The sequence below is a fragment of the Amycolatopsis keratiniphila genome (assembly GCF_000400635.2).
GTDB lineage: Bacteria > Actinomycetota > Actinomycetes > Mycobacteriales > Pseudonocardiaceae > Amycolatopsis > Amycolatopsis keratiniphila.
Genome location: NC_021252.1, coordinates 4,113,416 through 4,126,171 on the forward strand (window position 1 = coordinate 4,113,416; position 12,756 = coordinate 4,126,171).

Below are 12,756 nucleotides of genomic sequence, written 5' to 3' on the forward strand. Positions count from 1 at the left end.
TCTTAACGCGTTCCCCCGGCCGCGTGGGCACGGTGCCGCCGCACGCTCTCCTCGACCAGGTCGAGCACCGGGCCGAGATCGTCACCCGGCTGCCCCATCGCGAGGTGGGAGACGAGGCCTTCGAGAACCAGTTCGAGATACGCGGTCAGGATGTCGACGTCGACGTCGTCACGCAGGATCCCGGCCTCGCGCTGGCGCTCCAGACGGCGGCGGGTCGCGGCGGTCAGCTGATGGGACCGCTCGGCCCAGCGGGCACGGAACTCGGGGTCGGTGCGCAACCGGCGGGAGACCTCCAGCCGCGTGCCGAGCCAGTCGGCGGGGTGTTCGCTGCGGTTCGTCAGCAGCTCGCGCATCACCTGGACGAGACCCTGCTCGGCGACGATGTCGGCCATGCGCACCGCGTCGTCCTCGGCCAAGGCGAGGAAGAGGGACTCCTTGTCGCGGAAATGGTGGAAGATCGCACCACGGGACAGGCCGGTGGCCTCTTCCAGCCGCCGGACGGTGGCACCCTCGTAACCATGGCGTGCGAAGCACACGCGCGAGCCGTCGAGGATCTGGCGCCGGCGTGCGTCGAGGTGATCCTGGCTGACCCGTGGCATCCTGGAATCCTGTCACCGGGAACCCGGTTAATGCAATCCGTACGTACGTACTGTGACCAGTTCGCGGGATGAACCACCCTCAGCGGGAACCGGACGGCTCCGAGACACGTCCGATCACTCGGCCGGATCGGCTGACACGCCGTCCGCCGCTTGGCTACTCTTTGTCCATCACCGTGTGTGAGTGCTGAGGGGAAGGTGCGGGTGTGAACATCATCGGCGACGCCGCGAGCGCGATCAAGGCCGTCTGGGGTGACCTCACCACGCCGAAGGAACCGACCGTTTACGGCGGTGGGGGCGGCGGTGGCGGCGGGTTCGAGATGAGCCCCGAGGAGCTGAAGACCGTCATCGGGCTGTGGCAGGACGAGCTGAAGAAGGTCGTCGACGACGGCGACAAGATCGACATGATCGTCGGTGACTTGATGCCCCCGGGGAAGGACGAGGCCAGCACGAGCTACGTGAACTCCGGGCTCGACTCCTTGTTGTCCCTGCAGAAGCAGAACGAGTCGATGCGGGCTTACATCGAGGGCTACATCGAGAAGCTCGAGATCGCTCGCACGAAGACGATGGCGACCGACCAGGCCAACACCCTGCGCACTACCTGAGGATGCCGAACGTGTTGAGGAATCGCGCCGCGGTGGCGGCGCTCGTGCTCGTTTCCGTCGCGGTCGCGGGCTGCACAGGGGAGACCCCTGGTACAGCTACGCCCACCCCGGGAACGTCGCCGTCGTCGGCTCCGTCGGCCGCGCCGGAGGATCCGAACGTCCCGAAGGTAGCGAATCCGCTGGACGCCTCGGCATTCGTTGGTGACGTCTGCAAGCTGCTTCCGGCCGCCGCGGCCGCGGAACTGGGGTTCACCGCGCCCGGCGAGTCGAAGGGTGAAGGCAGCAATCCCGGTTGCAGCTGGCAGATTCGCGGCAAGGCCGACAGCTTGCTGATCATCCTCGGTAGCGGGAACCGCGAAAAGGGCATGGGCGGCATCGCCGGTCTGCACAAGGCCAAGGAAGCCGGACAGCTGAGGTTCCTCGAGCCCGGCCCCGAGGTCGACGGTTATCCGACCGTCTACTACGGACTGCAGGACCGGCGAGCGAGTGGCAGCTGCGATCTCGCGGTGGGCGTCGCCGACGATCTGGCGATCAGCACCCTCGCCAAGGGATACGACAACGAACAGGATTCGTGCGGGACCGCGCAGAAACTCGCGTCGGCCGTGATCAAGACACTCAAGGGGGCATGAGGGTGGACGGCAAACAGATCTTCGAGAACTTCACCCAGGGCGACACCCGCAACCTGCGTTCGGCGGCCGATCGCATCGCCGAACTCTCGAACGCCTACGTCGAGCGCGGGATGGCGATCAAGTCCCTGCAGACGCGGATGACGGCGTCCTGGACGGGGTCCGCCGCCGACGCGGCCAACGCCGGTGCCGGCCCGCTCGAGCAGGCCTTCAAGGAGACCGCGGATCCGCTGTTCCAGACCAGGGACTCGGTGACGACGCAGGCCGACAGCTTCGACGATTCGGGGTCGTCCGTCGTCCCCGTGCCGCCGAAGCCGGACAAGCCCAACCCCTGGACCACCGGCCTGAAGGGCGCGATCCCGATCGCCGGGCCGTTCATGGTCAACAACGACATCAAGAACTACCAAGAGGGCGTCGCGAAGCACGAGGCGGCGAACCAGAACAACGTCCGCGTGATGGACCAGTACGACTCGGTCACCAGCAGCACGAGCTCCAGCCTGCCGACCGACTACGGCGTGCTGAAGAACGACGGCGCGAACGTCAGTGTCAAGACCCCCGGCGGTACGCCCCCGGTCGTCATCCCGCCGGTCATCCCGGTGAGGCCCGGCAGGAACGGCGGCGGGGACGACAACGACGGCACCGACACCAGCGGCACGAACGACAACGGCACCAACCAGAACAGGCCGGGCGGCGACCAGAACCAGAACAGGCCGGGCACCAACGAGGACCGTCCGGTGCCTTCCAGGGACAGGCCCGACACCAACATCACGAACCCGCCGCGGAGGCCGGGCACCGGCGACGACGACACCACGCGGCCGTCCGGCGGTGGCAAGGGCAAGCCGGGCCCGACGACCGATATCCCGGGCAGGATCCCCGGACGTGGTCCCGGCGGAGACTCGGACAACGTCATCGGCCTGCCGAACGGCCCCGGCCAGAACTACAACCCCAATGGTCCTGGCCAGAATCCGCCGGGAACCAGCGGCGGTCGCAACGTGCCCCCGTCCAACAGCGCCGCGGGCAGGCTGCTCGGTGGCGAGGGCGGCACCGGCGGCAGGGCCGGCGCTCCCGGTTCCGGCGGTCTCGGCTCGGGCAGGGGCTCCGGTATGGGCGGCATCGGAGGCCTGGGCGGTGCCGACCACCTGGCGGGTGGCCGTGGTGGCGCCGGCCGTGGTGGCGCGGGTGCGATGGGCGGCCCGATGGGTGCCGGTGGCAGGCGCGCGGACGGCGACGAGGACGACGAGCACCAGCGTCCCGACTACCTGATCGAGGCCGACCCGGACGCGATCTTCGGCACCGACCAGCGGACCAGCCCGCCGGTCATCGGCGAGTAGCGGATGACCGTGAGAACAGGCCGGGTGGACGTCCCGGTCGAAGCCCTGGCGGCGCTCGCCGAACGCGAACGCGTCGGCGAGCTGCACATCACGCTGCGTCCCGAACCGCGCTGGCTGTCCAGGACGGCCCGCGCGGAGGCGGACAAGCGAGTGGAAGCGGCGCTGGCACAGGCCGGGTTGCTGGATTCGAGCGGCCGCGCGTCGGTCGACTTCCTGGACTGGCTTCCGGTGCTCACGAAACCGGCCATCGAGTACTACGGCTGGGTGAACACCGGAGGCCAGACCTACGGCGTCCTCGCCGCCTCGCTGGGGCTGCAGGCGGTCCTGGCGGTGGCGTCCGGCGACTGGGTCGGGTTGCAGGAGATCGATCGGCGACGGCTGCCCGAAACGCTGATCGAGCAGCTGCCGCCCGTCCCGGCGGGCGGCGGCAGGCTGCGCACGGTCCGCGCGTACGAGCTCGAAGAAGCGGCTCGCCGCGGCCCGGACACGCATTCGCTGCCGCCGGTGATCGCGGACATCGTCAGCCTCGTGCAGCGGCCGGTCGAGGGGAGTGGCGAGCTCTACGTCGGCAAGCGGGACGAAGTCGGCAGGCATGTGGCCGCCGAGGATCCGCTCCACTTCGCCGACACCGACTGGGGCCGGTACCTCAGCTACACGACCGGCCACGGCAACGACGCCGTCGTCCACATCGGACCCGCCGGCCCGCCGGAGCTGGTAGACGCGCTCCGGCACGTCTCCAGCACCTTGGCCGGCTAGGCCGTCACCAGGGATACACCGCCCGGAGCGCGGCCGAGATCGGTTCGAGGTCGGCGACGAGCCGCTCGAGTTCGTGGGCGCTCAGGGCGTCGTACGGCGTCTCCGCGAGCCGGTCGGTCATGGCCTCGACGCGTTCCTTCGTAGCGCGGCCGTCGGTGGTGAGCCAGCCGTCCGTCCCGATGAGGCCGCGGTCGCGCATACCGTCGACGACCGCGGTCAACCGGTCGGCGGGGAGGTGCCAGACCCGGCCGAACTTGTTCGCGGGGGTGCCGGCCGACAGGGCGTGAAGCACGTGGGACTCGGTGCCGCCGATGCCCTCGGCCAGCAAGGCGACGGTGTGGCCGTCGCCGCGGTGTTCCCGCAGGAGGGTGGCGGCGTGCCACAGCCTGGCCACGGGCTCCTGCGGGACCGGAAGGGTGCGAAGGGCGGCGTAGAGGGCACGTCCCTCCACCGGCGCACTGGTCGCCGCTTTCAGCAAGAGGTCACCTGCTCGGGTGACTTCGGGGGCATCGGCGAGCTCGCCGAGGATCCGCCGTATCCCCGCGACGCAGCCCCGTTCGCGGGCGGCCAATGCCGCCTCGGGCGTGGTCAGCTCCCAGACCTTCGGGATGTGGCGGGCCACCTCGCCGGGAGCGAAGTTGTAGAAGATCGCGTGGATCACCTCGGCGGGCACCGACCGGCCGAGCGGCGCGGCCCGGCCCGCGAAGTAGGCGTCCCACTGGTTGCGCAGGCCGAGCGCGATCAGCGCCTCGTCCGACTCGTCGGCGAAGTAGGGCACCAGGCCGATGGGCTCGACCAGGTCGTACATGCGGCGGGCGTGTGCCATCTCATCCCCTGAGGTTCGTGGCGGCACCCCTCGTGGGAGCCACTCATCTTGTCCACGAACGTCCAAGGCCGGAACAGACACTCTGGCTGACGGGAATTAGGGAAAGTGGGGTGAAGGGGACTTTCCCCGCATCCGACGCGAGGAAAGTCCCCTTCACCCCACTTCGGATGCCAACAAAAAACGCGCGCTCGGACACCCACCCCCGCTATTGTGACAGCGCTGTTGTATTTCTGGCGGGGCCTGGGAGGACGAGAACGTGACACGGCTGTATCCGGAAATCGAACCGTACGACCATGGGATGCTCGACGTCGGCGACGGGCACCTCGTGTACTGGGAGGTCTGCGGTAATCCCGACGGCAAACCCGCCGTCACGCTGCACGGCGGCCCCGGGACCGGCTGCAGCACCGGCCTTCGCCGGTATTTCGACCCGGCCAAGTACCGCGTCGTGCTGTTCGACCAGCGGGGTTGCGGCCGGAGCACCCCGCACGCGGGGGAGCCCGAGGCCGACCTCTCCACCAACACCACCGACCACCTGATCGCCGACATGGAACGGCTTCGCGAGCATCTGGGCATCGAGAAGTGGCTGCTCTTCGGCGGTTCCTGGGGCTCGGTGCTCGCGCTGGTCTACGCCGAGCGCCATCCGGGCCGGGTCTCGGAGATGGTCCTGATGGGTTTGGCGACCGGACGGCGGAGCGAGACCGACCTGCTCACCCGCGGCCTCGGCGGCGTCTTCCCCGAGGCATGGGCGAAGTTCCGTGACGGCGTTCCCGAAGAGGATCGCGACGGTGACCTGGCGGCGGCTTACCTGAAGTTGCTGATGGCCCCTGATCCCGCGGTGCACCAGAAAGCGGCGGCCGACTGGTGCGCCTGGGAGGACGCGATCATCCCGACCTCCCCGCCGTACAAGAGCTTCGAAACGCCGGAGTTCCGGCTCGCCTTCGCCCGGCTGGTCACGCACTACTGGAGCCAGGGGTCCTTTTTGGACGAAGGCGTGGTCCTGCGGGAGGCCGGGAAACTGGCCCACATCCCGGCAGTGCTCGCCGAAGGAAGTCTCGACCTGGGCAACCTGATCGGCACGCCGTGGGAGCTGGCGCACGCGTGGCCCGGCAGCGAGCTGGTGGTCATCGACGAGGTCGGCCACAGCACCCAGGACGAGCCGATGCGCGAAGTCCTCATCGGCGCGACAGACCGCTTCGCCTTCTGAACACGCGTGAAGGCCCCTTCGCGGAAGGGGCCTTCACGCGTGCCTTCAGGGGATGACCAGCGCGGGGGCGGTTTCCGGGGTGGCGGCGTCCGAACGGGTGGTTTCGGCCAGTCGCAATCCCGTGGTGCGGGGTGCGATCCGGTCGAGGTTCCACGAGCTCAGCAGCAGGGCCACCTTCGCCCGCATCTCGGTCCGCAGGCGCAGGAACGAATCGGCGGGATCGGCGCCGACCTCGCCGAGCAGGAGCCACCAGGCCCACGCGGCCGCGCCGGCGTTCGCGACGAAGTCCGGGATCACCGGGATGCCGCGGGCCGCCAGCCCCGCTTCCGCGTCGGGTGTGGTCGCCGCGTTGGCCGCTTCGATGACGACCTTCGCCTTGACGACGCCCTGGTTCCCGGCGCGCAACGCGTAGGAGATGGCCGCCGGGACGAGGATGTCCGCCTCGGTCCCCACGATCTCGTCGCGGGGGAGAAGCTGTACGTCGGCGGGGAGCCGGCTCCGGTCGACCTCGCCGTAGGAGTCGCGCAGTTCCAGCAGCGCCGGGATGTCGAGACCTTCGGGCCGGTACAGCGTGCCGGCCGCGTCGGCGACCGCGACGACCTTCATCCCGGCTTCGTGCAGGTACCAGGCCGCGCCGCCGCCCATCGTGCCGATGCCCTGGATGGCGACCGTGGTCTCGTCGGCGGCCCATTCCCACGCGTCGGCGACACCGAGGCAGGCCTGCGCGACGCCGTAGCCGCCGATCACGTCGCCGAGCAGAAGCCCGCCGGGGACCGGTGTGTTCAGCCCGGCCTGCACGCGGCGAAGGGTGTGCGCCGGATCGGCCGAACGACGGATCGCGGCGTGGTACGACTGCTCCAGCCCGAGCTTCGCGAACACCTCGTCGATCAGGTGCTGTGGCACGCCGAGGTCTTCGGCGGTCACCCAGTGGTTGTCGATCCACGGCCGCAGGAACGAGCAGAACCGTTCCAGCACACCGAAAGCACGCTCGTCCTTCGGATCGAAGTCGATACCGCCCTTGGCCCCGCCGACCGGCAGGCCGAAGGTCGCGGTCTTGTTCGCCATCCCCCTCGCCAGGTCCTCGACCTCGGTCATCGTGCAGCCCGCGCGCATCCGGGTCCCGCCGGTCGCGATGCCGGAGACCAGGCTGTGCACTACGAGGTAGCCGGTGGCACCGGTGACGGGGTCGGTCCAGACGAGCCTCATCAGCGGTTCGGCGTTCCTCGCGGCCATGCGGCCACCTCCTTCGTGGATTCGGGGTCGTTCCTGCGCCACTTCCGAGGGTGCGCCCACGCCGGCGCGCGCGTCCATTTACCGAATCTGAACGATGATGTGCAGAGAAACTGGTGTAACGCGTCACCGGGCGTCCGCGACCGCACCCGATTACGTTGGGGCCATGGAGCTTTCGTTGCATCGCCTGCGGATGCTCCGCGAGCTGAGCAGGCGCGGCACCGTCACGGCGGCCGCCGCTTCGCTGCATTACACCGCTTCGGCGGTATCGCAGCAGCTGGCTCAGCTGGAGCGGGACGTGGGCGCGAAGCTGTTCGAGCGATTCGGCAGACGGGTGCAGCTGACCGAACTGGGGTTACTGCTCACCGAGCACGCCGAGGAGATCCTGGGATCGGTCGAACGGGCGACACTGGCCTTGGAGGAGGCACAGGAGACCGTTTCGGTCCGCCTCATGGCCGGGGTGTGGGCGTCGGTCGCTTCCGGTCTGTTGCCGCACGCGCTGGCCGCGCTCGAGGATGAGCATCCGGGCATCCAGGTCCGGACCCGTGAGCTGGCTCCCGAGGATACCGCCGACGCCGTCCGTGACGGCGAACTGGACCTGTCGTTCGTCCTCGACTATTCCGACGCGCCGATGCCGTGGGACGCGGGCCTGGAACGCGCGGTGATCGCGGTCGAACGGCTGCACGCCGCCGTACCCGCCGGTGCGGTGCCCGCCGGAAGTGCTTCCCTGCTCGAACTGGGTGAGCATCCCTGGATCCTCGCCAGCCCGAAGAGTCATTTCGGTCGCGCGGTGCGCACGGCTTGTCACCGGCACGGGTTCGAACCCAAGATCAACCACGAGGTCGAGGAGCAGTCCACGGCGATGGCGATGGTCAGGGCCGGGCTCGGGGTGACCCTCGTTTCCGACCTCGGGCTCGGGCTGCGGCCGCCGGGGATCGACGTCGTCGCGTTGACCACACCCTTGCTCCGGACGGTTTCGATCGCCTACCGGACGACCTCGTCACGGCGGCCGGCGCTGCAGCTGGTGATCGAGGCGGTGCGGAACGCGGCGGCGGCACTGGGGCTGGGGACGGAGCCCGCTTTGCCTTGATCGTCCCGTCCCGGACGGTGGTCCGGGAATCCTGCCCGGCAAGAACCGGACTGATTTTGTCGGACCTCGCGTGTAGCGTCCGAAGTCGAGGTATCTCAGGTATCGGACAACCGACTGGACTGCGGAAAGATGACTACTGTTCATGATTTCCCCGAGAAGTCCGGGAGCGCGTCGAACGCGACGGCGAAGGTCCTGTCGGACCGCGCCGAAGGCGAGGCGTATGTGGCTTCCGTGTGCTTCAAACACGGGCCGCCGAGACTTCTCGGCGTAGAGCTGGAATTCACCGTGCACTACGCCGACGATCCCGCCCGGCCCCTCGATCCCGACGATCTCGCCACCGCGCTCGGCCCGCACACGCCGCGGACACTGCGCCCCGACAGCCCCGCCCTCCCGCTTCCGGCAGGTTCACCGCTGAGCCTCGAGCCCGGATGCCAGGTGGAGATCTCCGCTCAGCCACAGACCACGCTGCGTCACCTGGACGCCGTCGTCTCGGCCGATCTGGCCCACCTCGAAAGTCTTCTCGCCGCACAAGGCCTGTACCTGGGGGACACCGGGATAGACAGGCATCGCGCGCCCGCCCGCAAGCTGGGCACCCCTCGCTACGCCGCGATGGAACGCCGTTTCGCCCCGATGGGCGCCGGCGGCGCGACGATGATGTGCAGCACCGCGGGCCTGCAGGTCTGTGTGGACGCCGGCGAGGCGCACGACCTGGCCGTCCGCTGGGCCGCCGTGCACGCGCTCGGCCCGCCGCTGCTCGCCACCTTCGCCAATTCCCGGATCCACGCCGGGCGCGACACCGGCCACGCGTCCGCGCGCTGGCTCGCCGTCATGGAGACGGAAGAGGCCCGCACCCGGTCGGCGCAGCCGGGCAAGGATCCGGCCGCCGAGTGGGCGGACAGGATCCTGGACACCCCGTTGATGGTGCTTCCGGGCTCCGACGGCCGCTGGGACGCGCCCGATTCCCTGACCTTCGCCGACTGGATCGAAGGACGGGGAGAGGGCGCGGGGCTCGGCAAGCCGACCGAGGAAGACCTGGCCTATCACCTGACGACGTTCTTCACCCCGGTCCGTCCACAGGGGTACCTGGAGATCCGCTACCTGGACGCCCAGCCCGCCGCCAGGTGGCTGCATCCGGTGGCCCTGCTGGCCGCACTGCTCGCGCGTCCGTCCACAGTGGACAAGGTGCTCGAACTGTGCGAACCGGTCATGGGCAGATGGGAGTGCGCGGCCCGGTTCGGCCTCGCCGACCGGGCGATCGCCGACGTCGCGGGCAAGGTGGTGGACCTCGGCTGTGCCGAACTGGGCACGACCGGTCTGCCACCGGAGACCATCACCGAGATCAGCGAGGGCGTGCTGTCTCTCGTGAGCGGTTCGAGGAGCCACCAGTCATGAGCGTGGAAAGCACCGAGACCAACCCGCTTCGCGCGCTGAGCCCGCAAGACCTGCGGGCTCACGCGGCCGAGGCGCTCACCAGGGCTCGTGAGCGCAGTGTCGCGCTGACGAGCGTCGACGACGAAGACCTGGTCCGCCAGCATTCGAAACTGATGTCGCCGCTGGTCTGGGACCTCGCGCACATCGGCAGCCAGGAGGAGCTCTGGCTGGTACGCGACGTCGGCGGCCGCGAGGCGCTCCGGCCCGACATCGACGACATCTACGACGCGTTCCAGCACGCTCGCGCGGACCGCCCGGCGCTGCCGTTGCTGGGCCCGGAGGAAGCGCGCAAGTACGTCCGCGAGGTCAGGGAGAAATCCTTCGACATCCTGGAAACCGTTCCCCTGCAAGGCAGGCGGCTCACCGAGGACGCCTTCGCCTTCGGCATGATCACCCAGCACGAGCAGCAGCACGACGAGACGATGCTGGCCACCCATCAGCTGCGCAAGGGCGATCCGGTGCTGCACGCGCCTGCCCCGCCGCCGTCGCGGTCCGGGCCGCTGCCCGCGGAGGTGTTCGTGCCCGGCGGTGCCTTCACCATGGGTACCTCCGCGGAGCCATGGGCGCTGGACAACGAGCGTCCGGCGCACGAGGTCGCGGTGGAGGCGTTCTTCATCGACACCACGCCGGTCACCTGCGGGGCGTACGCCGAGTTCCTCGATTCCGGCGGTTACGAAGAGCCGAAGTGGTGGAGCGAGCGCGGCTGGGCGTACCGCAGCGAGCACGGCATCGACGCGCCGCGTTTCTGGAAACGGGAGCAGGACGGTTGGTGGCGGACGCGATTCGGCGTCTACGAGAAGGTGCCCGCCGCTGAACCCGTGGTCCACGTTTCCTTCCACGAGGCCGAGGCGTACGCCGCCTGGGCGGGCCGTCGCCTGCCGACGGAGCCGGAATGGGAGAAGGCCGCCCGGTTCGACCCGGCGACCGGCCGCTCGCGCCGGTTCCCCTGGGGCGACGAGGAACCGACCCCCGACCACGCCAACCTCGGGCAGCGGCATCTGCGGCCCGCGGAGGTCGGCGCGTACCCGGCGGGTGTCTCGCCGCTGGGCGTCCACCAGCTGATCGGCGACGTCTGGGAATGGACCAGCAGCGGGTTCGAGGCGTATCCGGGATTCGCCGCGTTCCCGTACAAGGAGTACTCGGAGGTCTTCTTCGGCGGCGACTACCGGATCCTGCGCGGTGGCTCGTTCGGTACGGACGCGGCGGCCATCCGCGGCACGTTCCGCAACTGGGACCACCCGATCCGGCGGCAGATCTTCTCCGGGTTCCGCTGTGCCCGGGACGCACGGCCGAGCGAGGTGGCCTGAGCGGCATGTGCCGTCACGTCGCGTATCTCGGCGAGCCGCGTTCGCCCGCCGAGACGCTCTTTCACGCCCCTCATTCGCTGCTCGTGCAGTCGTACGCCCCCCGTGACATGCGGGGCGGCGGCTCGGTGAACGCGGACGGGTACGGACTCGGCTGGTACGCCGAAGGCCCCGAACCGCTGCGCCTGCGCCGGTCCGCTCCCTTGTGGACGGACGGGGACCTGCCCGCCCTCGCCGGATCGGTCCGCTCGCACGCCTTCCTGGCGGCGGTCCGGAACGGTACGACGGGGATGCCCGTGGTCGAGGCGGCGAACGCGCCGTTCACCGGCGGCGGCTACCTCTTCAGCCACAACGGGCTGGTGCGGGGCTGGCCGGACTCGATGGCCGAGCTCGCCGCGAAGCTGTCGATCGCCCGGATGCTGACCCTGGAGGCGACCACGGATTCGGTACTGCTGTGGGCTTTGCTGCGTGAACGGCTGGAGGCGGGCGAAGACCCGCTCGCGGCCGTCACCTGGCTGACCGGAGCGGTCGAGGAGGCGGGGCCGGGTTCGCGGCTCAACCTCCTGCTGACCGACGGCCGGACGCTCATCGGTACCGCGTGGACGCATTCCCTGTCCTATCGGGACACCGGAGACGGTGTGCTCGTCGCGTCGGAACCGTGCGACGACGATCCCGGGTGGACTCCCGTTCCCGACCACCACGCCGTCCGGGTCACCCGCGCGGGCGTGGAGATCCTGCCCCTCGAAGCCGATCGGAGCCCTGAGGCACGATGACCGAACTCGACCTCGACGTACACCACAGCGAATCGGATATCACCGAGCAGCTGCGCGCGGACGTCCGCACCGGCCTGGAGGCGGACCAGAAGTGGTTGTCGCCCAAATGGTTCTACGACGCGCGCGGCAGCGAGCTGTTCGAGAAGATCACCACCCTTCCCGAGTACTACCCGACCAGGAGCGAGCGGGAGGTGCTCGCCGCGCGCGGTGGCGAGATCGCCGCGAGCTCGGGCGCGCACACCCTCGTCGAACTCGGCTCCGGATCGAGCGAGAAGACGAGGCTCCTGCTCGACGCGCTCACGAATCACGGCACGCTGAAGGAGTTCGTCCCGCTGGACGTCTCCGAAACCGCGCTCGCCGAGGCGGCGGAAGCCATCACCGCCGACTACCCGTCGCTCGAGGTCCGCGGCGTGGTCGGCGACTTCACCCAGCACCTCGACCTGCTGCCGGGCGACCGGCCGCGGATGGTGGTCTTCCTCGGCGGCACGATCGGGAACTTCCTCCCCGCGGACCGCACCACCTTCCTGCGCTCGGTCCGGGAGGTGCTCGACGAAGGGGAGTGGTTCCTTCTCGGGACGGATCTGGTGAAGGACCGGGAGACCTTGGAGCGCGCGTATGACGACGCGGCCGGGGTGACCGCCGAGTTCAACCGCAACATGCTCCATGTGATCAACAACGGCCTCGGCGCGAACTTCGACCCGGCGGCGTTCGACCACGTCTCGTATTGGGACGAAGAGAACGAATGGATCGAAATGCGCCTGCGTGCGCGTGAGCCGCTGACCGTCGACATCCCGGGCGCCGACCTGCGGGTGAAGTTCGCCGAGGGGGAATACGTGCGCACCGAGATCTCCGCGAAGTTCCGGCGGGAGGGAATCGCCGCGGAACTGGCCGAAGCCGGTTTCTCCGTGGAGAAATGGTGGACGGACTCGGAATCGCGGTTCGGGGTGAGCCTGGCAAGATCTGTCCGTGGCTAACCCTCTCACG

General features: G+C 69.5%; 13 protein-coding genes. 10 read left to right on the forward strand and 3 right to left on the reverse strand.

From position 1 onward, the window contains the following. Positions 1–2 precede the first annotated feature (2 nt). Positions 3–599, reverse strand: coding sequence for a TetR/AcrR family transcriptional regulator (locus tag AORI_RS59680; protein ID WP_016334088.1), 597 nt, complete (start codon positions 597–599; stop codon positions 3–5). Positions 600–802: 203 nt separating this feature from the next. On the opposite strand from AORI_RS59680, the gene AORI_RS59685 reads away from it, so the two are divergent. The 4 genes from AORI_RS59685 to AORI_RS59700 are packed head-to-tail and all read left to right on the forward strand — an operon-like array spanning position 803 to position 3,914. Further along, the gene (locus AORI_RS59685; protein ID WP_016334089.1) at positions 803–1,201 is read left to right on the forward strand and encodes a hypothetical protein; all 399 of its coding nucleotides are present in this window, start codon (positions 803–805) and stop codon (positions 1,199–1,201) included. Positions 1,202–1,203: 2 nt separating this feature from the next. Then, positions 1,204–1,830: a DUF3558 domain-containing protein gene (locus AORI_RS59690; protein WP_043848104.1), complete on the forward strand. Its 627-nt coding sequence runs from the start codon at positions 1,204–1,206 to the stop codon at positions 1,828–1,830. After that, complete coding sequence (locus AORI_RS59695; RefSeq protein WP_016334091.1) at positions 1,827–3,158, forward strand: hypothetical protein; 1,332 nt, start codon at positions 1,827–1,829, stop codon at positions 3,156–3,158. Before AORI_RS59690 ends, AORI_RS59695 begins: the two co-directional genes overlap by 4 nt. Positions 3,159–3,182: 24 nt before the next feature. Continuing rightward, the gene (locus AORI_RS59700) at positions 3,183–3,914 is read left to right on the forward strand and encodes an ESX secretion-associated protein EspG (protein ID WP_016334092.1); all 732 of its coding nucleotides are present in this window, start codon (positions 3,183–3,185) and stop codon (positions 3,912–3,914) included. A 4-nt stretch (positions 3,915–3,918) separates the two neighbouring features. On the opposite strand, the gene AORI_RS59705 is transcribed toward AORI_RS59700, so the two are convergent. Continuing rightward, positions 3,919–4,740 (reverse strand): SCO6745 family protein, encoded by an 822-nt coding sequence (locus AORI_RS59705; RefSeq protein ID WP_043848107.1) that lies wholly within the window; start codon positions 4,738–4,740, stop codon positions 3,919–3,921. Between the two features lie 298 nt (positions 4,741–5,038). On the opposite strand from AORI_RS59705, the gene pip reads away from it, so the two are divergent. Next, positions 5,039–5,944 carry a prolyl aminopeptidase gene (gene pip, locus AORI_RS59710; protein WP_046199962.1) on the forward strand — a complete coding sequence of 302 codons (906 nt, stop codon included), beginning with the start codon at positions 5,039–5,041 and terminating at the stop codon, positions 5,942–5,944. Between the two features lie 45 nt (positions 5,945–5,989). Here the strand turns inward: pip and AORI_RS59715 are convergent, their stop codons facing one another. Then, positions 5,990–7,177, reverse strand: a complete 1,188-nt coding sequence (locus AORI_RS59715; RefSeq protein ID WP_016334095.1) for a Glu/Leu/Phe/Val dehydrogenase dimerization domain-containing protein — start codon at positions 7,175–7,177, stop codon at positions 5,990–5,992. Positions 7,178–7,340: 163 nt separating this feature from the next. On the opposite strand from AORI_RS59715, the gene AORI_RS59720 reads away from it, so the two are divergent. The 5 genes from AORI_RS59720 (at position 7,341) to egtD (ending at position 12,746) form a co-directional block, all read left to right on the forward strand. Next, the gene (locus AORI_RS59720) at positions 7,341–8,264 is read left to right on the forward strand and encodes a LysR family transcriptional regulator (protein ID WP_016334096.1); all 924 of its coding nucleotides are present in this window, start codon (positions 7,341–7,343) and stop codon (positions 8,262–8,264) included. 129 nt (positions 8,265–8,393) lie between these two features. After that, positions 8,394–9,656 carry a glutamate-cysteine ligase family protein gene (locus AORI_RS59725; RefSeq protein WP_016334097.1) on the forward strand — a complete coding sequence of 421 codons (1,263 nt, stop codon included), beginning with the start codon at positions 8,394–8,396 and terminating at the stop codon, positions 9,654–9,656. After that, positions 9,653–11,002 carry an ergothioneine biosynthesis protein EgtB gene (gene egtB, locus AORI_RS59730; protein WP_016334098.1) on the forward strand — a complete coding sequence of 450 codons (1,350 nt, stop codon included), beginning with the start codon at positions 9,653–9,655 and terminating at the stop codon, positions 11,000–11,002. The genes AORI_RS59725 and egtB overlap by 4 nt, the downstream gene beginning before the upstream one ends. Before the next feature lie 5 nt (positions 11,003–11,007). Beyond that, positions 11,008–11,772 (forward strand): ergothioneine biosynthesis protein EgtC, encoded by a 765-nt coding sequence (gene egtC / locus AORI_RS59735; protein WP_016334099.1) that lies wholly within the window; start codon positions 11,008–11,010, stop codon positions 11,770–11,772. Further along, complete coding sequence (gene egtD, locus AORI_RS59740; protein WP_016334100.1) at positions 11,769–12,746, forward strand: L-histidine N(alpha)-methyltransferase; 978 nt, start codon at positions 11,769–11,771, stop codon at positions 12,744–12,746. Before egtC ends, egtD begins: the two co-directional genes overlap by 4 nt. The last annotated feature ends 10 nt before the right edge of the window (positions 12,747–12,756 follow it).